This is a genomic window from Streptomyces sp. CA-181903 (assembly GCF_050937075.1).
Classification (GTDB): Bacteria; Actinomycetota; Actinomycetes; order Streptomycetales; family Streptomycetaceae; genus Streptomyces.
In genome coordinates this window covers 5,658,961-5,681,663 of the sequence record NZ_JBNJLY010000001.1, presented here as the reverse complement: position 1 = coordinate 5,681,663, position 22,703 = coordinate 5,658,961, and the positions used below count along the sequence as shown (strand labels likewise).

The window sequence follows — 22,703 nt, the reverse complement described above, 5'->3', positions numbered from 1 at the left end:
CTCAGGTGCGGACTTCGAGGAGCGGCACCAGCTGCTCCACGGGCGTCATGGAGCCGTGCAGGCCCACCATCTTGGACTCGTTGGGCTCGGTCTCGGTGGCGACGATCGCCATGTCGTCCCGGGCCGCGGCGACCACGTCGCCGATCCGGGCGTGCACCCGGTCGTCCACGCCCGACCCGGGAGGGCCGAACCAGCCGGCCTCGATGGCCTCGTCGCGTCCCGCGACCCACATCTGCTCCCCCAGTACCTCGCGCCACACCGCGAGGACGTCGGTGGCGGCCCCCGGTACGGCGTAGACGTGCCGGGCCCGGGCCTCCCCGCCGAGCCGCGCGACGCCGGCGCGGAGCTCCCAGTCCTCGTCGAAGTCGATGCGGGCCTCGGGGGTGAACGGGATGTCGATCATGCCGTGGTCGGCGGTGACGTAGAGCACCGAGCGCGGGGGCAGTTGCTCCGCGAGCCGCCGGGCCAGCAGGTCCACGTACATCAGCTGCCCGCGCCACTCCTCGGAGTCGACGCCGAAGCGGTGGCCCTTGCCGTCCACCTCGCTGTAGTACGTGTACACGAGCGAGCGGTCGGCGGCGCCGAGCTGCGCGGCCGCGAGGTCCATCCGGTCCTCGCCGGACAGCCGGCCGTGGAAGGTGCCGCCGCTGAGGGCGATCCGGGTCAGCGGGGTGTGCTGGAAGTCGGGGGCCGACACCTGGCAGGTGTGGACGCCCGCGTCGTCCGCGAGCCGGAAGACGGTGGGGTACGGCTGCCAGTGGTGCGGGTCCGTCCAGGGGCGCCAGCGCAGCTGGTTCATCAGCTCGCCGGTGGCCGGGTCGAGGACCGTGTACCCGGGCAGGCCGTGCGTGCCGGGCGGGAGGCCCGTGCCCACCGAGGCCAGTGAGGTCGCGGTGGTGGACGGGAAGCCCGATGTCAGGGGGGCGCCGGTGCCGTTCAGCGAACTGCCGAGCAGCGAGTGGAGGAACGGCGCCTCGGCCGGGTGGGCGCGCAGCAGCTCCCACCCCAGGCCGTCGATCAGGAAGACGCAGACCCGGTCGGCGGGCGCCAGTTCCAGTCCGGAACGGAAGCCCGGGACGCCCATGCCCGCCACCGCGGCGGGCAGCAGGTCGGAGAGGGCGCCGGAGCCGTAGCGCGGCAGCGGCGCGGTACGGGGGTCCAGCGTGGCGGGCTCGTGCCAGGCGGCGCCCGCGGTGCTCGGGTAGGACATCAGCGGCCGGTGACCGCGGTCGCCTCGGAGATCGCCTGGGCGAAGGCGAGGGTCTGACGGACGCTGTCGGGGCCGTCGCCCGCCTCGCTGACGCGCAGGCTCAGGTCGTCGGCGGTCGAGGAGCCCGTATAGCCGTGGTCCGCGTCGCAGTTGGGGTCGCCGCAGGCGGCCGGCTCCAGGTCGATCCGGGAGACCGCGCCCCAGCCGATGGTCAGGACCACCTCGCGGGGCAGCGCGCCCGGCGTGTACGACTCGGGGTTGGCCACGACGCGGCTCACGACGACCGACGAGATCCGGTCCAGCTTCACGGACTCCGTCGAGGTGGTGGCGTACGGGGACGGCGAGGTGCCGTCGGCCGCCTGCTCGTCGGTGTGACTGACGATGAACCGGGTCCGGGTGAGGACGAGGACCGTCACATGGCGGCGGACCTCGTTGGAGTCGAACGTGGTCTCCTGGTGGACCAGGTACGACACGACCGGCTCCCCGCCCACGGCCGCCTCCACGGCCTCGGCCACGAGGGCCGGGTAGTAGCCGCTGCGCTCGATCGCCGCGCGCAGCCCCTGGGTCGTCGTACCGGTCTTCGCCATACGCCCATCCTACGGGGCGTACGGACCCCTGCCGCCGCCGATGCCCGGGCCGGGGCCCGTGATCCGGGCCGAGCCGCCCCGGTGCCCGGGCGGGCCCCGCTCAGTACGTCGGCAGGCTCCGCGGCCCGAGGTCGGTGCGCGGCGGGGGCGGCGCCAGCCGTATGGAGGCGCCCAGGACGTGGATGCCGTGCTGGGCGACGATCACCGGCTCCAGGTCGGCGCCGACGACCTCCGGATGGTCGTCCATCAGGCGGGAGACGCGCAGCAGCAGCTCCTCCAGCGCCCCGGTGTCGACGGGGGCGGCGCCGCGCCAGCCGAAGAGAAGCGGCGCGGTGCGCACCGAGCGGATCAGCTCGGCCGCGTCCCGGTCGGTGGCCGGGACGAGGCAGTGCGCGGTGTCGCCGAGCAGCAGCGAGGGGGCTCCGGCGAGGCCGAAGGAGAGCACCGCCCCGGCCGCCGGGTCGATCGTGGCCCGGACGACGGTGTCGACGCCGCGCGGGGCCATCGACTGCACCACCAGGCGGGTCGCCGAGGGCTTGCCGAGCAGCTCGGTCAACTCGCTGTAGGCCCGCAGCAGTTCGGCCTCGCCGCCGAGGTCGAGGCGGACGCCGCCCAGGTCGGCGCGGTGCCGCAGGTGCGGGGCGGTGGGCTTGAGGGCGACCGGGAAGCCCAGCCGGTGGGCCGCCGCCACGGCGGCGTCCGGGTCGGGGGCGGGCAGCGCGGGGAGGACGGCGATGCCGTAGCGGGCGAGGAGGCGCTGGGTGTCGGCGGCGGACAGGGTGACGGCGCGGGGGCCGCCGGGGTCGCCCTCGGTGACGCCGTGGGCGGCGAGCAGCACCTCGATGTCGGCCGCGGCGCCCGCCTCGTCGATGTCCTCGTACTCGGGGACCCGTCCGGGCCGCTCCTCGGTGCGGCGCCGCCACTCGGCGTACCGGGCGGCCTGGGCCAGGGCCCGGGCGGCCCGCTCGGCGGCGGGGTAGGCGGGGACGCGCACCGAGCCCCGGCCGGCGGGCGCGCCGGCGTCCGGCGGGGCGGCCAGGGCCTCGGCGAGACCGGGGATCTCCAGGTGGACGACGCAGACGGGCTTGGCCACGGGGGCGGCGGCGACCGCGTCGCGCAGGGCGGTCGCGAGCCCGGCGGCCGATTCGCCGTCGACCCGCGGGATGGCGGTCACGACGACGGCGTCGCAGGCGGGGTCCGCCAGGGCGGCGGCGAGCGCCCGGCGGAAGTCCTCGGGGCCGGCGGCGGTGGTGAGGTCCTGCGGCGGCAGCGGGCGGAGGCCGTCGGTGAGGCAGGCGTCGTAGGTGAGCAGCGCCAGGGACTGGGAGTTGCCCAGGATGGCGACGCGCGGGCCCGCGGGCAGCGGCTGGGCGGCGAGCAGCAGCCCGGTGTCGGAGAGTTCGGTGACGGTGTCGACGCGGATCACGCCGGCCTGCCGGAGCAGGTGGGAGACGGTGGCGTCGGGCATGCGGGTGGTGGGCACGGTGTGCCCCGCCGGGGTGACGCCGCCGTGCCGCGCGCCCTTGACGACGACGACCGGCTTGTGGCGCGCGGTGCGCCGGGCGAGGCGGGTGAACTTGCGCGGGTTGCCGATGGATTCCAGGTACATCAGGGCGACGTCGGTGTCCGGGTCGTCGTGCCAGAACTGGAGGAAGTCGTTCCCGGAGACGTCCGCGCGGTTGCCCGTGGAGACGAAGGTGGAGACGGAGGCGAGGCCGGCCAGCCCGGCCGCCCGCCGCTGGAGTCCGGAGAGCAGGGCGATGCCGATGGCGCCGGACTGGCTGAACAGGCCGACCCGTCCGGGCGGGGGCAGTTCGGGGGCGAGGGAGGCGTTGAGGCGGACCCCGGCGGCGGTGTTGACCAGGCCGAACGAGTTGGGGCCGATGATGCGCATGCCGTACGACCGGACCTGCCGGACCAGCTCGCGCTGGCGGGCCCGGCCGTCGGCCCCGCCCTCCGCGTACCCGGCGGAGAGCACCACGAGGCCCTGGACCCCGTGCTCCCCGCAGTCCTCGACGACGGACGGCACGCGGTCGGCGGGCACGGCGACGACGGCGAGGTCGACCGGCCCTTCGGCCTCGCGGAGCGAGCGGAGGGCCGGGACGCCCTCGGGGTCGAGCGTGGTGAGGCCGTCGGGGAAGGAGGTGTTGACCGCGAGGACCCGGCCGGTGAACCCGCCGGCCAGCAGGTTGCGCAGCACGGCCCGGCCCATCCCGCCGGGCTCGCGGCCGGTGCCGAAGACCGCGACGCTGCCGGGGGCGAGGAGGCGCTGCACCGAGCGGGCCTCGGCGCGCTGTTCCCGGGCGCGCTGGACGGCGAGCGAGCGGTCCGTCGGCTCCAGGTCGAGCTCCAGGCGGACGACGCCGTCCTCGAAGCTCCGCTTCTGGGTGTAGCCGGCGTCCGTGAACACCTTGATCATCTTGGTGTTGGCGGGCAGCACCTCGGCCGCGAAGCGCCGGATCCCGCGCTCCCGGGCGACGGCCGCGATGTGCTCCAGCAGGGCGGAGGCGACCCCGCGGCCCTGGTGGGCGTCCTGGACCAGGAAGGCGACCTCGGCCTCGTCGGTCGGTTCGTGGGCCGGCCGGCCGCGGGAGTCGATGCGGTCGTAGCGGACGGTGGCGATGAACTCGCCGCCGATCGTGGCGGCCAGCCCGACCCGGTCGTTGTAGTCGTGGTGGGTGAAGCGGTGCAGGTCGCGGTCGGACAGCCGGGGGTAGGGCGCGAAGAAGCGGTAGTACTTGGACTCGTCCGAGACCTGTTCGTAGAAGCTGACCAGGCGCTGGACGTCGTCGGGGTGATGGGCCGGACGCGGGTGGTCCCGCCGTCGCGGAGGACGACATCGGCTTCCCAGTGGGCCGGGTACGCGTGCTCGGACGGCGTCTGCATGGGATCAGCGTACGACCGGCCACTGACAGGGCCATGGGCGCGGCGGAGCACTGCCCGCACCGTGCGACACTGGTCTAGACAACCCCATTCGCGACTCGAAGGGCAACACCATGGTTGAGCGCCGTGTAAACGTCGGCTGGGCCGACGGCCTGCACGCCCGTCCGGCGTCGATCTTCGTCCGTGCGGCCGCCGCCGCCGGCGTCCCCGTGACCATCGCCAAGGCCGGCGGCACCCCCGTCAACGCCGCGTCGATGCTGGCCGTGCTGGGCCTGGGCGCCCAGGGCGGCGAGGAGATCGTCCTCGCCTCGGAGGACGCGGGTGCCGAGGCCGCGCTCGACCGCCTGGCCAAGCTGGTCGCCGAGGGGCTCGAGGAGCTTCCGGAGACCGTCTGAGCCCTCGCCCCGCGGAGCCGCCGGTTCCGGCAGGCTTCCGGCGGGGCGCGAGCGGGGCCGTGGCGGCCGGTGAACCCGGCCCCCGCGGCCCCGCTCGCGCGTTTCGTCCCGCGCGCTCATTCCGGCCGGAAAGCACCGGGCGTTCCGCATCGGTGAATTATTCATCGGCCCCGGAATGCCGGAAGGCCGTCACATTCCGGCGCCCGCCGTGTGAACGGCGCGTTTCCGAACGACGGCCGGGGGCACGGAAGAAGCCGGCACCGCCCGCCGGAACCGGAATTCCCCGGGTGCCCGCCCGACCCGTCCGGCGGCGATCTCCCGGGCGCGTCCCGCGTCCCTCCTGACCACCGCGTCGACCAGTGCCGCGTGCGTCTCCCAGGTCTCCACGGGCCGGGCCGGCGGCTCGGGCGCGTACATCCAGGCGATCTTGCGCCGCACCTGGGTGAGCAGCGCGGCCAGGCTCGGACTGCCGGACGCCTGGGCGAGCGTCTCGTCGAACCAGTCGCCCAGCGGGCACAGCTCGCCCGGCTGCCCCGCGCGGGCGCGCTCCCGGCCCAGCCGGACCAGTCCGCGCAGCACCTTCAGATGCGCCTCGGTCCGCCGCTGAGCGGCCCGGGCGGCCCCCAGCGGCTCCAGCAGCGCCCGCACCTCCAGCAGGTCGGCCGCCTCCTGCTCGGTCGGCTCGGCGACACAGGCGCCCGCGTGCCGGCGCGTGGTCACGAAGCCCTCGGAGGCCAGGGTGCGCAGCGCCTCCCGCACCGGGACGCGCGAGACCCCGTACCGGCGGGCGAGCAATTCCTCGATGAGCCGGCTGCCGGGCGGGAAGGCGCCGGAGACGATGTCGTCGCGAATGGCCGTGCACACCGCCTGCGCGGAAACACGGCGGCTGTCGGGAACCGCTTCGGTCCCGCCGTTCACAAACGTCCCCGCATTGGACGAACCTCCGGATCGACCCCGGCGCGGCATCGCGCATAAGCGACGGTTCGCGGGCGGGGGACGCTTCTTCAGGATTCGCTCGACTCTATGGCAACCCCCCGCGATTTCCGATGGCCACCGGAAGGCCATGGAAATGATTTGGCCAAGCGGAGCGAGCGGGGACAAGCCGAGAGAACGGGAAAAGCCTTCCACCTCCGGACGGCCGAAAGCCCCGCCGGGGACGCGTGGTCCGGGCGGGGCTCGGCGGAAGGAAGGGGACGGCCGCGGTCAGATGGCGACGCCGTGCGCGCGCAGGTACGCGACCGGGTCGATGTCCGAGCCGTAGGTGGGCGCCGTGCGGGCCTCGAAGTGCAGGTGCGGGCCGGTGACGTTGCCGGTGGAGCCGGAGAGGCCGATCTGCTGGCCGGGGGTGACGGTCTGGCCGACGCTGACGCCGATCGACGAGAGGTGGCCGTACTGGGTGTACGTGCCGTCGTTGTGCTTGATGACGATGTTGTTGCCGTAGGCGCCGCCGAAGCCGGCCTCGACGACGGTGCCGGCACCCACGGCGTGGACGCTGGTGCCCTCGTCGGCGTGGAAGTCGACGCCGGTGTGGCTGCCGGAGGACCACAGGCCGCTGGAGGCGTGGTACTGGGTGGAGACGAAGGAGCCGGTGATCGGCATCACGAAGGTGTTGAGGCGCTTGCGCTCCTCTTCACGGGCCGCGCGCTCCTTCTCGGCACGCTCGGCGTCGGCCTTGCGCTTGGCCTCGTCGGCGCGCTTCTTGACCAGGGCGGCCTGCGCCCTGGCCGCGTCCTCGGCCTTCTGGGTGGCGGCGTCCTGCTCGGCCACGCCGCGCTGCATCTGCGCCTGCTCGTCGACGCTGTGCGCCAGGTGGTCGGAGATGACGACGGCCTGGGTGAGGCCGGTGTCCTGCGCGCGGGGAGCGTCGTCGGGAGAGGAGGCGGCGAAGGCCGGGGCGGCGACACCGGCGACGACGCCCGCGGCGCTCAGGGTGGCTATGCCGGCGACGTTGGCGCCGACTCGCACGGCACGGCTCGGACGACGGTGCTTCCCGGTGGCACGGGTGAACGCCATGGTTGCGGCTGTTCCTTTCCTTCCTTCTCGCCTACCGGGTTAGCTGACGGGTTCGGAGCAGGAAGGTCTCCTACGGCTCCCTCCGGAGAGGGACCCGATTCACCCCAGGGAACATGTGGTTCCCCGGCTCCCCTGGCTCGCGCCGTACGGGGACTCGGCGATGGCTGCCCGGGGCCGCGGTTGCGGCTCCGATCCGACGGACTGCCGCCCTGAAGCTAATCGCCGTCAGATTCGAACGGCAAACGGAACCCCGTTTTAGTGACGCACGCCACACGAGAACGATGCAACCGCTCCTATAAATCGGGCATAACGGAGGCGCGTGGCCCCCGAAGGAACCACGCGCCTCTCCGCCCTCGCGCGTGCGCCGGGGCGCACGCGGAGGCTTGAGCTCCCGTCAGGCCGAAACGACCGTCACCTCGCCGATGCCGAGCGCCCGGACGGGCTCCGCGATCTCCGCGGCGTCCCCGACCAGCACGGTGACCAGGCGGTCGGCCGGGAAGGCGTTCACGACGGCCGCGGTGGCCTCCACCGTCCCGGTCTCCGTGAGGCGTTCGTACATCCGCGCCTGGAAGTCGTCCGGGAGGTACTGCTCGACCTGGTCGGCCAGCGTGCCCGCGACGGCCGCCGCCGTCTCGTACTTGAGCGGTGCGACGCCCACCAGGTTCTGCACGGCGACATCGCGTTCGGCGTCCGTCAGCCCCTCGGCGGCGAGGGTGCGCAGCACCTTCCACAGATCCGCCAGCGCGGGACCGGTGTTGGGGGTGTCCACGGAGCCGCTGATGGCGAGCATCGCGATCCCGGTGCCGTCGGGGGCGGAGCGCAGCACCTGGCCGAACGAGCGGACGCCGTAGGTGTAGCCCTTCTCCTCGCGCAGCACGCGGTCCAGGCGGGAGGTGAGCGTGCCGCCAAGGCAGTACGTGCCGAGCACCTGGGCGGGCCAGACGCTGTCGTGCCGGTCGGCGCCGACGCGGCCGATGAGCAGCTGCGTCTGGACGGCGCCGGGGCGGTCCACGATGACCACGCGGCCGGTGTCGTCGGCGGAGACGGGCGGGACGGGCCGGGGCTCGGCCGGGGAGCCCGTCCAGGCGCCGAGGGTGTCGGCCAGGGCCTCGTCGAGGTCGACGCCGGTCAGGTCGCCCACGATCACGGCGGTGGCGGTGGCCGGGCGGACGTGTGCCTCGTAGAAGGCCCGGACGGAGGCGGCGTCGATGCGCTCGACGGTCTCCTCGGTGCCCTGCCGGGGCCGGGACATCCGCGAGCCGGCCGGGAAGAGCTCGGCGGAGAGCGCCATGGCCGCCCGGCGGGCCGGGTTGGCGAGCTCGTGCGGGATCTCGTCCAGGCGGTTGCGGACGAGGCGCTCGACCTCGTTGTCCGGGAAGGCCGGGGCGCGCAGGGCGTCGGCGAGCAGGCCCAGCGCCTTGGCCAGCCGGGAGGCCGGGACCTCCAGGGACAGCCGGACGCCGGGGTGGTCGGCGTGGGCGTCCAGGGTGGCGCCGCAGCGCTCCAGTTCGGCCGTGAAGTCCTCGGCGCTGAGCTTGTCCGTGCCCTCGGAGAAGGCGCGGGCCATGATCGTGGCCACGCCCTCCAGCCCGGCCGGCTCGGCCTCCAGCGGCGCGGCGAGGCTGACCTCGACGGCGACGACCTGCTGGCCGGGGCGGTGGCAGCGCAGCACGGTCAGGCCGTTGGGCAGCCGGTCACGGCCGGGGCCGGGAAGTTCCACGGGGTGGCCGTGCCCGGCCGGGGCCGCGGGTGGAACTGCATGGTGGGTTCGGCGGTGCCGGTGGCGCCCACGACTGCGGCTTCGCTCACTGGGCCGTCTCCTGTTCCTGTGCGTTGGCGTCGGCTTCCTGCGCGACGGCACCGTCGATGACGTCGGCCTCGTCGGCGCCCGCGGTCTGGGGCCCGGTCGGCTCGTAGACGAGCACCGCGCGGTTGTCGGGGCGCAGCCGCGCCTGGGCGACGGCCCGCACCTCCTCCGGTGTGACCTTCAGGACCCGCTCGACCGCGGTGAGGGCGAGCTGCGGGTCGCCGAACAGGACGGCGAAACGGCAGAGTTCGTCCGCGCGTCCGCTGACCGTGGCCAGCCGGTCGAGCCATTCGCGCTCCAGCTGGGCCTGGGCGCGCTCCATCTCCTGGGCGGTGGGCCCCTCCAGGGCGAAGCGGGCCAGCTCCTCGTCGACGGCCGCCTCGATGTCGGCGACCTCGGCACCGGCGGACGCCTTGACGTCCAGCCAGCCCAGCGAGGGGGCGCCCGCCAGGCGCAGCATGCCGAAGCCCGCCGCGACGGCGGTGCGGTCGTGCCGGACCAGGCGGTTGTGCAGCCGGGAGGACTCGCCGCCGCCGAGGACGGTCAGCGCCAGGTCGGCGGCGTCCGCCTCCCGGGTGCCGTCGTGCGGGAGCCGGTAGGCGGCCATCAGGGCCCGCGAGGGCACCTCCTCGCGGACCACCTGGCGGAGCTGCTCGCCGACGACGTCGGGCAGGGCGCCGTCGCGCGGCGGCTGCTTGCGGTCGTGGGCGGGGATGGACCCGAAGTACTTCTCGATCCAGGCCAGCGTCTGCTCGGGGTCGATGTCGCCGACCACGGCGAGGACGGCGTTGCCGGGCGCGTAGTACGTGCGGAAGAACTCCCGCGCGTCCTCCAGGGAGGTGGCGTCCAGGTCGGCCATCGAGCCGATGGGCGTGTGGTGGTAGGGGTGGCCCTCGGGGTAGACCATCGCCGTCAGCCGCTCGAACGCGGTGCCGTAGGGCACGTTGTCGTACCGCTGGCGGCGCTCGTTCTTGACGACGTCGCGCTGGTTCTCCATGGACTCGTCGTCGAGCGCGGTGAGCAGCGAGCCCATCCGGTCGGCTTCCAGCCACAGCGCCAGCTCCAGCTGGTGGGCGGGCATGGTCTCGAAGTAGTTGGTCCGCTCGAAGCTGGTGGTGCCGTTGAGCGAGCCGCCGGCGCCCTGCACCAGCTCGAAATGGCCGTTGCCCTTCACCTGCGCCGAGCCCTGGAACATCAGGTGCTCGAAGAGGTGGGCGAGGCCGGTGCGGCCCTTGACCTCGTGGCGCGAGCCGACGTCGTACCAGAGGCAGACTGCCGCGACCGGGGTCAGGTGGTCCTCCGAGAGCACCACTCGCAAGCCGTTGGCCAGGCGGTGCTCGGTCGCTGTCAGGCCGCCGGTGCCGGCCTGTTGCGCGGCCGTGTGACCCATGGGCATGTACGTCCCTTCGATCGCTCGATATCTCGCTGCATCCCGCGCCGCCGTTACCCGCCCGCGGCGCCCGCGACGACTCGCGTGATGAACACTGCTGTCACTGTATGCAAGCGCACCGACATCCGGCGAAGTTCCCGGGGCCTCCCCACGGACGACGCGGACGCCGCGGACGGGTCGCGGTCGGCGTTGTCAGTGGGGAGGTCCACAATGGTCGGCGTCAGTCCGCCCCCGGCAATCGACCGAAGGAGCCGCAGCCGCGATGGCCCGCCGCAGCACGAAGACCCCGCCGCCGGAAGAGTTCGAGGAGCGCATCCTCGACATCGACGTCGTCGACGAGATGCAGGGCTCCTTCCTCGAGTACGCCTACTCCGTCATCTACTCCCGCGCCCTGCCCGACGCCCGCGACGGCCTGAAGCCGGTGCAGCGCCGCATCCTCTTCCAGATGAACGAGATGGGCCTCCGGCCGGAGCGCGGCTACGTGAAGTGCGCGCGCGTGGTCGGCGAGGTGATGGGCAAGCTGCACCCGCACGGTGACGCCTCCATCTACGACGCGCTGGTACGCATGGCGCAGCCGTTCTCCATGCGCGTGCCGCTGGTCGACGGGCACGGCAACTTCGGTTCGCTGGGCAACGACGACCCGCCGGCCGCCATGCGGTACACCGAGGCCCGGATGGCGTCCGCGACCTCGCTGATGACCGAGTCGATCGACGAGGACACGGTCGACTTCGCGGCCAACTACGACGGCAGCGAGCAGGAGCCGGCCGCCCTGCCGGCCGCCTATCCGAACCTGCTGGTCAACGGCGCCACGGGCATCGCGGTCGGCATGGCGACGAACATGCCGCCGCACAACCTGGGCGAGGTGATCGCCGCCGCCCGGCACCTGATCAAGCACCCAAACGCCGACCTCGACACCCTGATGAGGTACGTCCCCGGCCCCGACCTGCCCACGGGCGGCCGGATCGTCGGGCTGAGCGGCATCCGGGACGCGTACGAGACGGGCCGCGGCACCTTCAAGATCCGCGCGACCGTCGCCGTCGAGAACGTGACGGCCCGCCGCAAGGGCCTGGTGGTGACCGAGCTGCCCTTCGCGGTCGGCCCGGAGAAGGTCATCTCCAAGATCAAGGATCTGGTCGGCTCGAAGAAGCTCCAGGGCATCGCCGATGTGAAGGACCTCACGGACCGGGCGCACGGCCTGCGGCTGGTCATCGAGATCAAGAACGGCTTCAACCCCGAGGCCGTGCTGGAGCAGCTCTACAAGCTGACCCCGATGGAGGAGTCCTTCGGCATCAACAACGTCGCGCTGGTGGACGGCCAGCCGCTGACGCTGGGCCTGAAGGAGCTGCTGGAGGTCTACGTCGACCACCGCTTCGAGGTGGTCCGGCGGCGCAGCGAGTTCCGCCGCGGCAAGCGGCGCGACCGGCTTCACCTGGTCGAGGGTCTGCTGGTGGCGCTCGTTGACATCGACGAGGTCATCAGAATCATCCGATCGAGCGACAACGCCGCGGCGGCGAAGGCGTCACTCGTCGAGCGCTTCTCCCTCTCCGAGGTGCAGACGCAGTACATCCTCGACACCCCGCTGCGCCGGCTGACCAGGTTCGACCGGATCGAGCTGGAGGACGAGCGGACCAGGCTGACCTCGGAGATCGAGGAGCTGACGAAGATCCTCGATTCCGACGCCGAGCTGCGCAAGCTCGTCTCCTCCGAACTGGCCGACGTCGCCAAGAAGTTCGCCACCGACCGGCGCACGGTCCTGCTGGAGTCGGCGGGCGCCACGGCGTCGGCGGTGCCGCTCCAGGTCGCCGACGACCCCTGCCGGGTGCTGCTCTCCTCGACCGGCCTGCTGGCCCGCACCGCCACCGGCGAGCCGTTCGCGCCCGGCGCGGGCGAGACCAAGCGCGTGAAGCACGACGTGATCGTCTCGGCGGTGCCCGCCACCGCGCTGGGCGAGGTCGGCGTGGTGACCTCCGCCGGGCGGCTGCTGCGGGTGCGGGTGATCGACCTGCCGCAGCTGCCGGAGACGGCCGCGGCGCCCAGCCTGGCCGGCGGCGCGCCGCTGTCGGAGTTCCTCTCGCTGGCGGACGACGAGCGGGTGGTCTGCCTGACCACGCTGGACGAGTCCTCGCCCGGCCTCGCCATCGGCACCGAACAGGGCGTCGTCAAGCGCGTGGTCCCCGACTACCCGGCCAACAAGGACGAGCTGGAGGTCATCTCCCTCAAGGACGGCGACCGCGTCGTGGGCGCGGCCGAGCTGCGGACCGGTGACGAGGACCTGGTCTTCATCACCGACGACGCCCAGCTGCTGCGCTACCAGGCCGGGCAGGTGCGTCCGCAGGGCCGGCCCGCGGGCGGCATGGCGGGCGTCAAGCTGTCCTCCGGGGCGAAGGTGATCTCCTTCACCGCCGTCGACCCGGCGGAGGACGCCGTGGTCTTCACGGTGGCCGGGGCCACGGGCGGCCTGCCCGGCGCGGCCTCCGAGGGGACGGCGAAGCTGACGCCGTTCGACCAGTACCCGCGCAAGGGCCGGGCCACCGGCGGCGTGCGCTGCCAGCGATTCCTCAAGGGCGAGGACTGCCTGGTCCTGGCCTGGGCCGGCGCCGCTCCGGCCCGGGCGGCCACGGCCAACGGCACGCCCACGGTCCTGCCGGAGCCCGACCCGCGCCGCGACGGCTCGGGCACGCCGCTGGCCAAGCCGGTCGCGGTGGTGGCCGGACCGGTGTGACCGGCCGGGTACACCCGGGGCTGACGCGGCTCAGCCCTGGGTGTACCGCAGGACGCCCCACATGCTGTGGTCGTCGGCGTCCTGTGGCGCCTCGTTGCGGCAGGCGTCCAGGCCGGCCCGGAGCGCGCCCCCGTCGATGCCGCTGCCGATCATGACGAGCTGCGTGAGGCGGCGCTCCGACCGCGCCCAGGGCGACCGGTACATCCGCAGGAAGTCCCCGACCGCGTGCAGGGCGAACTTCTGCCGGTGCCCGGGCACCCCGAAGTACACGAACCCCTTGATCCGGTAGAGCCCTTCCGGCCTGCGGTCCAGGAACTCCATGAAACGGCGGGGGTGCAGGGGGTCGTCGGAGACGAACTCGACGCTCTCGTACGCCGCGTGCAGGTGCCCGTCGTGCCCGTGGTCGTGGTCGTGCTCCTCGTGGGCCAGGTCCTCGAAGGAGAGCTGCCGGATCGCCTCCAGGCGGTCCTCGCGCGGCTTGCGGTCGAAGAGCAGCTCGGGGTCGACCCGGCCGTGCGAGGAGGCGACGACGGGGGTGCCGGGCGCCAGCCCGGTGAGGACCGCTTCCAGCTCCTCGCGCTCGGCGTCGGTCACCCGGTCCGTCTTGTTCAGCACCACCAGGTCCGCGATGCCCAGGTGCCGGTCGAGCTCGGGGTGCCGCTCACGGGTCCGGCCGAACTCGGCGGCGTCCACCACCTCGACCAGACCGCCGTAGACGATGCTCTCGTTCTCGCTGGCCAGGATCATCCTGACCAGCTCCTCCGGCTCGGCCAGCCCGCTGGCCTCGATCACGATGACGTCGATCCGGGCCGCCGGACGGGCCAGCCGTTCCAGGAAGCCGTCCAGCTCGCTGGTGTCGACCGCGCAGCACAGGCAGCCGTTGCCGAGCGACACCATGGAGTCCACCTGGCCGGCCACGCTCAGGGCGTCGATCTCGATGCTGCCGAAGTCGTTGACCACCACACCGATCCGGCTGCCCCCGCTGTGCGCGAGCAGATGATTGAGCAGCGTGGTCTTGCCCGAGCCGAGGAAGCCCGCGAGCACGATGACGGGGATCTGTCGTCTGGCCACCCGAGCGCCTTTCCATTGTCTTTCCGTGCTCTTTCCGCCGCCGGTCGGAGAGCACGGCGGGCCCCTGCGTCCCGCCCGCCCCAGGATATGGTCGTACCGGAAGCCGGGACCGACCGGGCGCGCAGCGCCCTCCGCCCCAGGTTAGGCTCACCTATGTGAGCACGTGCGCCACCGCCTCCCGACTGCTGACCGAGCCCCTGGCCGGTACCGCCGTCACCGCCCCCACCTGGCTGCTGATCGAACAGCCCGGCCCCTGGGGAGCCAAGGCCCTCACCGGCAGCCGCCTCGACCCCGCCGTCGGCCGGGCCCTGGAGCGGGCGACCGCCGGGACGGGCGTCCGGGCCGCCCTGATCCGCCGCCCCGGACGACACGCCGACTGCCGCCCACCGGCCGGCCGCCGGATCTTCGTCGCGCACACGGCCCCCGGCCGCTCCTGGATCCGCACCACCGAACTCGACGACCCGGCGCTCCTCCTGGACCTCGACCTTCCCGCCCTGGGAGCCGGGCGCCACGACGGACTGTGGGAGCCGTACACCGGCGATCCGCTCGCCCTGGTGTGCACCAACGGCAAGCGCGACCGCTGCTGCGCCCTGCTGGGCCGCCCGCTCGCCGCGGAGCTGACGACCGCCGGGGGCACCGGGGTCTGGGAGGTCACCCACATCGGCGGCCACCGCTTCGCGCCGACCCTCTTCGTGCTGCCCTTCGGCTACGCGTACGGCCGGGCCACCGCGCACGGCGTGAAGGAGGTACTGGAGGCCGCGCGCGAGGGCCGGATGGTGACCGCGAACTGCCGCGGCCGGTCCGCCTGGGACCGCCCCGCCCAGGCCGCCGAACTGGCCGTACGCGCCCTGACCGGCGAGACGGACGCGAACGCCCTGGACGTGGCCGGCACCACCGCCACCAGCGGCGCCGCCCCTCGCCACGAGGTGACCGTGACCCACACCGACGGCCGTTCCTGGCGGGTCGTCGTCGAGCAGGGCGCCGCCGAACCGCCCCGCCCCGAGAGCTGCGGCCGGGCCCTCGGCTCTCCGGCCCGCATGGACGTCGTCGCCGTCGTCCCGCTCACCTGAGGAGCTCCGGAGGCCGGGCCTTCCGCGCGTTGTGCCGCTTGAGCACCCGAACCCTGTTCTGCTCGTTCTGCGCACGCTAGAACAGGTGACGGTACGACGGGGCCGCGAGACGGCGGAGCCGAAGGCCGTCCGGCCACACCGCTCGAAGGGGTGCACCATGTTCGAAGTCCTCGTCGTGGACGACGACTTGCGTGTGGCGGAGGTCAACGCGGCGTACGTGGAACGGGTTCCGGGCTTCCGCGTACGGGCCACCGCCCACAACGCGGCCCAGGCCATGGCCGTTCTGGAACGCGAGCACGTCGACCTGATGCTGCTCGACCACTCCCTGCCCGACGAGACGGGCCTGTCACTCATGGGCCGCGTCCGGCAGTCGGGGCATCCGACGGACGTCATCATGGTGACCGCGGCCCGGGACATCGCCACCGTCCGCACGGCCATCCGCTACGGAGCCCTGCAGTATCTCGTCAAACCGTTCTCCTTCCCGGGTCTGCGGGCGAAGCTGGAGGCATACGCCCGGCTGCGACTGGCCCTCGACGGCACCGAGGAGGCCGAGCAGGAACAAGTGGACCGGATCTTCTCCACCCTCCGTACGGCCGCCGCCTCACCGCCGTTGCCCAAGGGCCACTCCGCCCCGACGGCGGAACTGATTCGCCGGGTGCTCCGCGACGCCGCCCATCCCCTGTCCGCCCACGAGGTCGCGACCCGCGCCGGACTGAGCCGCTCCACCGCCCAGCGCTACCTCAAGCGCCTGGAGACGTCCGGCCGACTGAGTCTGACCCTGCGCTACGGCTCCACGGGCCGCCCCGAACACCGCTACACCTGGTCCGGCCGCTGACCGACCTGCCCCGGACGACGCCCCCCTCCACCCCCTCAGCCCCGGGCCCCCGGCCCGAGGGGCCCCGCGATGCCATGGTGGAACGCGTACCGCACGGCCTGCGCCCGGTCCCGTACCCCCGTCTTGGCGAAGAGGTTGTTGATGTGCGTCTTCACCGTGGCCGTGCTGACGTGCAGCCGCCGGGCGATCTCCGTGTTCGACAGCCCCTCCGCGACCAGCGCCAGGACCTCCGCCTCCCGTGCGGTCAGCCCGTCGGGCAGCGCCTCCGGCGCTCCCCCGGGCCCCGCCGCCCGACGATCGGCGTACGGACCGGGCGACGCCAACGCGCCATACGCCCCTGGCGCCTTGGCGGGCGCCGCCGTCGCCAGCCGCTCCAGCAGCCTCCGCTGCACCTGCGGCGAGAGCCCCGCCGCCCCTGACCTCACGTCCTCGATCGCCCGGACGATCTCCTCCCCTCCGGCGTCCTTGGTGAGATACCCCCGCGCCCCGGCCTGGAGGGCGGGGAACAGCGAGTCGTCGTCCCCGAAGGTGGTGAGCACCACGACCTGGGTGTCCGGGTGGTTCTCACGGATACGCCGGGTGGCCTCGACGCCGTCGCAGCGCGGCATGCGCAGATCCATCAGCACCACGTCCGGGGCGTGCTCGGCGACGAGCCGCACGGCCTCCAGCCCGTCAGCCGCCGACCCGACGACCTCAATGCCGGGCAACAGCCCCAACAGCATCACGATCCCCTCACGCACCACGGTCTGGTCGTCCACCACCAGGACCCGCGCCGGCGACCGCTCCGCCTCACCTGCTCCGCTCACACCGCTCCCGCCTCCCGGAACCACTCCCACTCCCCCCACCTGACACTCCCCATGCTTCTCATCACGCCGGCACTCTCAGGCGCACCACAAAGCCCTCACGCCCCTCGGCCACCGGACCGGCCTCCAGACTGCCCCCCAGCAGCTCGGCCCGCTCCCGCATGCCGAGCAGTCCGTACCCGGCGCCGGAACCGGCCAGCTCGGTGTTCTTCCCCCGCGCCCCACCGTCATGAACCGCCAGCTCCACTTCTCCCTCCAAATAGGAGAACTCCATCTCCACCCGCGCCCCCGGAGCGTGCTTGCGCACATTGGTGAGCGCCTCCTGAGCGACCCGGCGCACCGCCAGCCCGGCCTCCGCCGGAAGCCGGCGCGGCTCGCCGGTCACCCGGAGGTCGGCCCCCTGCGCGGCCGCGAGGTCCCGCAGGAACTCCTCCGGGCGTGTCATCTCCCCCGGAGCGCGGACAGCGCCTGCCGGGTCTCGGCCAGCCCCTCTCGGGCCATCCCCCGTGCCGACACGATCCGTTCGAGGATCCGCTCGTGTTCCGCGCCGCTCTCGACCAGCAGCCGCGCGGCCTCCAAGTGCACCAGCTGGGCCGAGAGGCTGTGCGCGAGAACGTCGTGGATCTCGCGTGCGATCCGCGCCCGCTCGTTCAGCGCCGCCGTCTCCGCCTCCGCCCGGCGCGCGGCCCGCTCCTGGGCCAGCATCCGGAACCCGGCCCCGCGCGCCTCCTCGTCGAGCCTCAGCGAGTACCCGATGAGCAGCACCATGGCCACCGTCCCGGCCGTTCCGGCCCAGGAGTCCCGCGTCGTCAGGACATAGGCCCCCAGCGGGGCCGCCGCCAGCCCCAGGCCGGGCCCGAGCGGCAGCCGCTCCACCGCCACGACCGCGGAGATGCACCACAGTCCGGCGGCGGTGACATGCGTCCCCGCCCACTCGGCCGGGATGCCCGCCACGACCGGCACCGCCAGCAGTCCGACCGAGGCCCACAGCCGCCGGTCGAGCGTCGTGGTGTAGCACCGCCAGATCGCGGCGCCGCACACCGCGAACCCCGCGGCCACCACGGCGTACTCCCAGCCGCTGAGCGTGTGCTCCCGCACCACGCCGGCGAAGAACACCCCGACCAGCACGGCGCGCACGATCCACGTCAGCACCTGGCGACGGCGCGGCACACCGGTCCGGGCGAGCGCCTCCCGGGCGGGCCACGCGGTCCAGTTCTCCCTGGGCACGTCCGGCTCCTTCACCCGTGCTCCGGCCTCACGCACCGCGGTCTGACGCACAGCGGTCCGACACATCGCGGTCTCAGCCACCGGCAACGACACCGTACGCCGGAAGCGTCTGCCGGGCCCGCAGCACCACGATCCCGGTGCGGGCCAGCAGCATCGCCGCGAGCGTGACCAGAGTGGCCGCGGTCCCCTGATGGACGCCGATCAGCGCGCCGATCCCGGACAGCCCCAGCCGCAGCACCAGCCCGCCGGCCCAGATCGCCACCGCGGCCTTCGTGCCCCGCGCCCAGACCGCTCCCGATTTGTCGGTCCATATTCGTGTGGTCCAGGCCCAGCCCGCACCGGTCACGAGCCCGACCACCACCCCCGCCGCCAACAGCCCCACGGACGCCGCCCGATGCCCGGCGTCCACCATCCCCGGCTCCCTGGCGGCCACGAAGACCAGCACCGCGGGCACGATCCACCACCGTCGTTCACCCGAGGTCACCTTCTGCGGCTTGAACTGCCGCACGACGACGAGCGCGACGACAGCGACGATCACCCCTGCGTCGATCACAGCGGACATGGAAGGCCCCTCCGTTGAGCGTGGACACGGCGGCCGACCGCGGATGAACACGCTGCCGGCCGACACATCCGACGCTACGGACCCGGCGCCCGGCACGGATCGGAGCAGGGGTGGATCAGGGGTGGAGCCCGGGTGGAGATCCTCTCTCCACCCGGGGTGGAGACTCAGGCGTCGATCCGCGAGCGGTCGAGCGTCGCCGCCGAGTTGGTGATGAACTCCTTGCGTGGCGCGACCTCGTTGCCCATCAGCAGGTCGAAGGTGCGCTCGGCGGCCTCCAGGTCGCTGATGTTGATCCGGCGCAGGGTGCGGTGGCGCGGGTCCATCGTGGTCTCCGCGAGCTGGTCGGCGTCCATCTCACCCAGACCCTTGTAGCGCTGGACGGAGTCCTTGTACGGGATGCCCTTGCGCTCCAGCTCCAGCAACGTCTGCCGCAGCTCGTTGTCGGAGTAGGTGTAGATGTACTTGTCCTGCCCCTTCTTGGGGCGGGTCAGCTCCACCCGGTGCAGCGGCGGCACCGCGGAGAACACCCGCCCCTCCTCCACCATCGGCCGCATGTAGCGCTGGAAGAGGGTGAGCAGCAGGATCCGGATGTGCGCTCCGTCGACGTCGGCGTCCGCGAGGAAGATGACCTTGCCGTAGCGCGCGGCGTCGATGTCGAAGGTCCGGCCGGACCCCGCTCCTATCACCTGGATGATCGCCCCGCACTCGGCGTTCTTGAGCATGTCCGAGACCGAGGCCTTCTGCACGTTCAGGATCTTGCCGCGGATCGGCAGCAGCGCCTGGAACTCCGAGTTCCGCGCCAGCTTGGCGGTGCCCAGGGCCGAGTCTCCCTCGACGATGAACAGCTCGCTGCGCTCCACGTCGTCGCTGCGGCAGTCGGCCAGCTTGGCAGGCAGCGACGAGGACTCCAGTGCCGTCTTGCGGCGCTGCGCCTCCTTGTGCTGCCGGGCGGCGATCCGCGTCCTGGCCGCCGCGACGATCTTCTCCAGCACGGCCCGCGCCTGCTGCTTCGCGTCGCGCTTGGTCGACGTCAGGAACGCCTTGAGCTCCTTGGCCACGACGTTCGCGACGATCCGGGAGGCGGCCGAGGTGCCCAGCACCTCCTTCGTCTGCCCCTCGAACTGCGGCTCGGCCAGCCGCACGGTCACCACCGCTGTGAGGCCCTCCAGGGCGTCGTCCTTGACGACGTCGTCCTCAGCGACGCGCAGCAGCTTGCTCGCGCGCAGCGCGTCGTTGACGGTCTTGGTGACGGACCGCTCGAAGCCCGTGACGTGCGTGCCGCCCTTCGGGGTGGCGATGATGTTGACGAAAGACCTGATCGTGGTGTCGTAACCGGTCCCCCAGCGCAGCGCGATGTCGACTCCGAGCTCCCGGGTGACCTCGGTGGGCATCATGTGCCCGCGCTCGTCGAGGACGGGCACGGTCTCCTTGAACGTGCCCTGTCCGCTCAGCCGCAACACGTCGCAGACGCCCTTGTCCTGCGCGAGGAACTCGCAGAACTCGCTGATCCCGCCGTCGTAGCGGAACGTCTCCTCGGTGACGTCCGCGCCGTCCAGGCCGCGCTCGTCCCGCACCACGATGGTCAGTCCGGGCACCAGGAAGGCCGTTTGCCGGGCGCGCCCGTAGAGCGTCTCCAAGGACAGCTTGGCGTCCTTGAGGAAGATCTGGCGGTCCGCCCAGTAGCGGACCCGGGTGCCGGTCCGGTTCTTGGGCACCTTCTTGCCCTTGAGCAGCCCACTGGCCGGGTCGAAGGGCGCGTCGGGACCGGACTCGGTGAAGATGCCCGGCACGCCGCGGCGGAAGCTGATCGTGTGGGTCCTGCTGTGGAGGTCCACCTCGACGTCCAGTCGCGCGGAGAGCGCGTTGACGACGGAGGCGCCGACCCCGTGCAGGCCGCCGGAGGCCGCGTACGCGCCGCCGCCGAACTTCCCTCCCGCGTGCAGCTTGGTCATGACGACCTCGACGCCCGACAGCCCCGTCTTGGGCTCGATGTCCACCGGGATGCCCCGGCCGTTGTCGCGGACCTCCACGGAGCCGTCGTCGTGCAGGATCACGTCGATCCGGTCGCAGTAACCGCCCAGGGCCTCGTCGACGGAGTTGTCGATGATCTCCCAGAGGCAGTGCATCAGGCCGCGGCTGTCCGTCGACCCGATGTACATGCCGGGACGCTTCCGGACGGCTTCCAGTCCTTCGAGGACGAGCAGGTGCCGCGCGGTGTAGTTGGATCCGTCCCGGTCTGCCCCGGTCAGCAATGCGGTGGACGGCACGGACGTATCGGCGGTCACGCGGTTCGCTCCTCGCTGAATTTCTCTGTCACCCGTCTGCGGGCGCATGGCTGGCTCGTTCGCCGTTCAGAGGGTACCGAGGCCCGGTAGAGCCTTTGTGCCGCCACCCGCGGCGCCGACCATGCTAGTCGAATTTCGAATAAGCGTTCGATGACTCGATGGGGTGACGTGCACATCACGTTCCCTTGGAGGCATGAACCATTTAGGCTCCGGGCACGTCCTGAAGAACAACCCGGCAAGCCGGCCGGGTGGACGCACCCCCCGATGATGAGAACCTCAGCGATGTGAAACCGTAGACCCACGCAATACGGCTCATTCGCCGCCAAACGTCAAGATCCGGCTCACTCGGAAGGAAGTTTCGAGGAAAAGCCACGAGCGGGAACGTTTTCGGCCTGGTTGGATGTTGACCCTGGTACGACAGCTCGTCGAGCTAGAGAAGAGGCGACGTGACTACTGTTCTGACCCCCGCGAGCCCGCTGACGGCCGCTGACCGCTGCGACCGGTGCGGCGCTCAGGCTTACCTGCGCGTCGTTCTCCTGAGCGGCGGTGAGCTGCTGTTCTGTGCCCACCACGGGCGCAAGTTCGAGCCGGAGCTCAAGAAGATCGCCGCGGAGATACAGGACGAGACCGAGCGACTGACGGCCGTCCCGGCCTCCGCGTCCGACGAGGACCGCTGAGGTCCTCCCGAGGACCGCTGAGTCCACCGCTGGAACGCTGGCACATCGCATCCACGACGAGCGAGGTCCGACCCCTGTGGGCTGGGCAGCGACGGGCGGCGCCCCCACCGGGGGCGGCCGCCCGTCCTCGTCGGGCCCGGTTCCGCCCTCACGACGGAACCGCCGGACGCGCGAGCTGTGCGGGCCCCTGAGAGGCGTGCGGCTTCGCGTCGACACTGTGCGCCGTGACCAACGCGGAAACGGCGGAGATGCGCGTATAGACCCCCGGACGGCCGGGCTGGGCGCATCCGCTCCCCCATGACACCAGCCCCACCAGCCGTCCGTCCGCCACCAGCGGGCCCCCGCTGTCGCCCTGGCACGCGTCCTTCCCGCCCTCCGGCCAGCCGGCACAGAGCATGGTCTTCCGGTCGTAGGCCCCTTCGAGCCCGCCCGGATAAGCCTGCTCGCAGAGCTCGTCGCCGAGCACGAGCACCGAGGCGGCGCGCAGCGTGTCCGAGTACGATCCGTTGCCCAGGGTGTCGCCCCAGCCGTACACCATGGCGGGCGTATTCGCCGCGTAGACCGCTTCGCCCTGCTGCGCCATCGCGATCGCGCGGCCGTCGGGAAGCGGCTCCGCCAACGTGATGACGCCGACGTCCCCGGCGTTGGTCCCCGCGTCGAAGCCCGGGTTGACCCAGGCCTCCTTGACGGCCAGCTCGGACCCGGCCTTCCCCTTCAGATCGTCACGGCCGACGATGACCCGCAGGTCGGAGGCCGCGCTCGGTTCCGTACCGAGCACCTCGCGGGTCAGGCAGTGGGCGGCCGTCACAACGGTGCTGCGCCCCACCACGACGCCGCCGCAGAACTGCCCCGAGCGCGTCGCGCCGAAGCGTTCCCGGCTCGCCAGGGCCACCACCCACGGCGCGTCCGCCGTCTTCACCTCCTGCCCTCCCACGACCAGCCGCTCGTCGGCCGCCACCGGGTTCGGCACCGCGAGCAGCAGCGCGAAGGCGGCGGTCAGCGAACAGCCCAGGGCGCGCATACGGTCTCCTGACGCAGCGGAAGCACTTGCCTTCCCAGAGTCAACCCGGGCACCGTCCACCGCATCCGGAGTCCGCCGTCCGCCGCACCCGCCGAACGGCGAAGGCCCGGCCCCTCCGAAGAGGAACCGGGCCCTGCGACCGGGA

General features: G+C 72.8%; 15 protein-coding genes, 3 pseudogenes and 1 riboswitch. Of the genes and pseudogenes, 5 read left to right on the top strand and 13 right to left on the bottom strand.

Annotated elements, in window-relative coordinates:
• Position 1 precedes the first annotated feature (1 nt).
• The 3 genes and pseudogenes from ACQEVS_RS25405 to ACQEVS_RS25395 form a co-directional block, all read right to left on the bottom strand.
• Positions 2–1,210, bottom strand: a complete 1,209-nt coding sequence (locus ACQEVS_RS25405) for an alkaline phosphatase family protein (RefSeq protein ID WP_433023853.1) — start codon at positions 1,208–1,210, stop codon at positions 2–4.
• Positions 1,210–1,797, bottom strand: coding sequence for a DUF5998 family protein (locus ACQEVS_RS25400; RefSeq protein WP_004949338.1), 588 nt, complete (start codon positions 1,795–1,797; stop codon positions 1,210–1,212). The genes ACQEVS_RS25405 and ACQEVS_RS25400 overlap by 1 nt, the downstream gene beginning before the upstream one ends.
• Positions 1,798–1,897: 100 nt before the next feature.
• Positions 1,898–4,683, bottom strand: a pseudogene (locus ACQEVS_RS25395) (GNAT family N-acetyltransferase).
• A gap of 110 nt (positions 4,684–4,793) precedes the next feature.
• On the opposite strand from ACQEVS_RS25395, the gene ACQEVS_RS25390 reads away from it, so the two are divergent.
• Positions 4,794–5,075, top strand: coding sequence for an HPr family phosphocarrier protein (locus ACQEVS_RS25390; RefSeq protein ID WP_152263926.1), 282 nt, complete (start codon positions 4,794–4,796; stop codon positions 5,073–5,075).
• 189 nt (positions 5,076–5,264) lie between these two features.
• Here ACQEVS_RS25390 and ACQEVS_RS25385 read toward each other — a convergent pair whose 3' ends face one another.
• From ACQEVS_RS25385 to ACQEVS_RS25370, 4 genes and pseudogenes are all read right to left on the bottom strand, one after another.
• Positions 5,265–5,939 carry a GntR family transcriptional regulator gene (locus tag ACQEVS_RS25385; RefSeq protein WP_433023850.1) on the bottom strand — a complete coding sequence of 225 codons (675 nt, stop codon included), beginning with the start codon at positions 5,937–5,939 and terminating at the stop codon, positions 5,265–5,267.
• 339 nt (positions 5,940–6,278) lie between these two features.
• Positions 6,279–7,088, bottom strand: coding sequence for a M23 family metallopeptidase (locus ACQEVS_RS25380; protein WP_433023848.1), 810 nt, complete (start codon positions 7,086–7,088; stop codon positions 6,279–6,281).
• Positions 7,089–7,102: 14 nt separating this feature from the next.
• Positions 7,103–7,258, bottom strand: a riboswitch (cyclic di-AMP (ydaO/yuaA leader).
• 224 nt (positions 7,259–7,482) lie between these two features.
• Positions 7,483–8,849, bottom strand: a pseudogene (locus ACQEVS_RS25375) (M16 family metallopeptidase).
• A 44-nt stretch (positions 8,850–8,893) separates the two neighbouring features.
• Entirely contained in the window at positions 8,894–10,285 is a 1,392-nt protein-coding gene (locus tag ACQEVS_RS25370) for a M16 family metallopeptidase (protein WP_433027892.1), read from the bottom strand.
• 262 nt (positions 10,286–10,547) lie between these two features.
• On the opposite strand from ACQEVS_RS25370, the gene ACQEVS_RS25365 reads away from it, so the two are divergent.
• Complete coding sequence (locus tag ACQEVS_RS25365) at positions 10,548–13,007, top strand: DNA gyrase/topoisomerase IV subunit A (protein ID WP_433023846.1); 2,460 nt, start codon at positions 10,548–10,550, stop codon at positions 13,005–13,007.
• A gap of 30 nt (positions 13,008–13,037) precedes the next feature.
• On the opposite strand, the gene ACQEVS_RS25360 is transcribed toward ACQEVS_RS25365, so the two are convergent.
• On the bottom strand, positions 13,038–14,078 hold the full coding sequence (locus ACQEVS_RS25360; RefSeq protein ID WP_433023844.1) for a CobW family GTP-binding protein: 1,041 nt from the start codon (positions 14,076–14,078) through the stop codon (positions 13,038–13,040).
• Positions 14,079–14,233: 155 nt separating this feature from the next.
• Here ACQEVS_RS25360 and ACQEVS_RS25355 point away from each other — a divergent pair, with 155 nt between their 5' ends.
• Positions 14,234–15,148: a sucrase ferredoxin gene (locus ACQEVS_RS25355; RefSeq protein WP_433023842.1), complete on the top strand. Its 915-nt coding sequence runs from the start codon at positions 14,234–14,236 to the stop codon at positions 15,146–15,148.
• A gap of 157 nt (positions 15,149–15,305) precedes the next feature.
• Positions 15,306–15,983, top strand: a complete 678-nt coding sequence (locus ACQEVS_RS25350) for a response regulator (protein ID WP_433023840.1) — start codon at positions 15,306–15,308, stop codon at positions 15,981–15,983.
• A gap of 35 nt (positions 15,984–16,018) precedes the next feature.
• Here the strand turns inward: ACQEVS_RS25350 and ACQEVS_RS25345 are convergent, their stop codons facing one another.
• The 4 genes and pseudogenes from ACQEVS_RS25345 to ACQEVS_RS25330 all read right to left on the bottom strand — a co-directional run bounded on the left by ACQEVS_RS25345 (position 16,019) and on the right by ACQEVS_RS25330 (position 20,860).
• On the bottom strand, positions 16,019–16,789 hold the full coding sequence (locus tag ACQEVS_RS25345) for a response regulator (protein WP_433023838.1): 771 nt from the start codon (positions 16,787–16,789) through the stop codon (positions 16,019–16,021).
• A 61-nt stretch (positions 16,790–16,850) separates the two neighbouring features.
• Positions 16,851–18,013, bottom strand: a pseudogene (locus ACQEVS_RS25340) (sensor histidine kinase).
• A gap of 73 nt (positions 18,014–18,086) precedes the next feature.
• Entirely contained in the window at positions 18,087–18,575 is a 489-nt protein-coding gene (locus tag ACQEVS_RS25335) for a DUF1453 domain-containing protein (protein WP_433023836.1), read from the bottom strand.
• 164 nt (positions 18,576–18,739) lie between these two features.
• Complete coding sequence (locus tag ACQEVS_RS25330; RefSeq protein WP_433023834.1) at positions 18,740–20,860, bottom strand: DNA gyrase/topoisomerase IV subunit B; 2,121 nt, start codon at positions 20,858–20,860, stop codon at positions 18,740–18,742.
• Positions 20,861–21,306: 446 nt separating this feature from the next.
• Between ACQEVS_RS25330 and ACQEVS_RS25325 the strand changes: the two genes are divergently transcribed.
• Positions 21,307–21,537, top strand: a complete 231-nt coding sequence (locus ACQEVS_RS25325; protein WP_004949045.1) for a DUF7455 domain-containing protein — start codon at positions 21,307–21,309, stop codon at positions 21,535–21,537.
• 148 nt (positions 21,538–21,685) lie between these two features.
• Here ACQEVS_RS25325 and ACQEVS_RS25320 read toward each other — a convergent pair whose 3' ends face one another.
• Positions 21,686–22,558, bottom strand: a complete 873-nt coding sequence (locus ACQEVS_RS25320; protein ID WP_433023832.1) for a S1 family peptidase — start codon at positions 22,556–22,558, stop codon at positions 21,686–21,688.
• Between the last annotated feature and the right edge of the window lie 145 nt (positions 22,559–22,703).

What these genes read in the sequence shown, in the direction of transcription:
- ACQEVS_RS25405 (WP_433023853.1), bottom strand. Translation starts at nt 1,210, where the DNA reads ATGTCCTACCCGAGCACCGCGGGCGCCGCCTGGCACGAGCCCGCCACG.
- ACQEVS_RS25400 (WP_004949338.1), bottom strand. Translation starts at nt 1,797, where the DNA reads ATGGCGAAGACCGGTACGACGACCCAGGGGCTGCGCGCGGCGATCGAG.
- ACQEVS_RS25390 (WP_152263926.1), top strand. Translation starts at nt 4,794, where the DNA reads ATGGTTGAGCGCCGTGTAAACGTCGGCTGGGCCGACGGCCTGCACGCC.
- ACQEVS_RS25380 (WP_433023848.1), bottom strand. Translation starts at nt 7,088, where the DNA reads ATGGCGTTCACCCGTGCCACCGGGAAGCACCGTCGTCCGAGCCGTGCC.
- ACQEVS_RS25370 (WP_433027892.1), bottom strand. Translation starts at nt 10,285, where the DNA reads ATGGGTCACACGGCCGCGCAACAGGCCGGCACCGGCGGCCTGACAGCG.
- ACQEVS_RS25365 (WP_433023846.1), top strand. Translation starts at nt 10,548, where the DNA reads ATGGCCCGCCGCAGCACGAAGACCCCGCCGCCGGAAGAGTTCGAGGAG.
- ACQEVS_RS25350 (WP_433023840.1), top strand. Translation starts at nt 15,306, where the DNA reads ATGTTCGAAGTCCTCGTCGTGGACGACGACTTGCGTGTGGCGGAGGTC.
- ACQEVS_RS25335 (WP_433023836.1), bottom strand. Translation starts at nt 18,575, where the DNA reads ATGTCCGCTGTGATCGACGCAGGGGTGATCGTCGCTGTCGTCGCGCTC.
- ACQEVS_RS25320 (WP_433023832.1), bottom strand. Translation starts at nt 22,558, where the DNA reads ATGCGCGCCCTGGGCTGTTCGCTGACCGCCGCCTTCGCGCTGCTGCTC.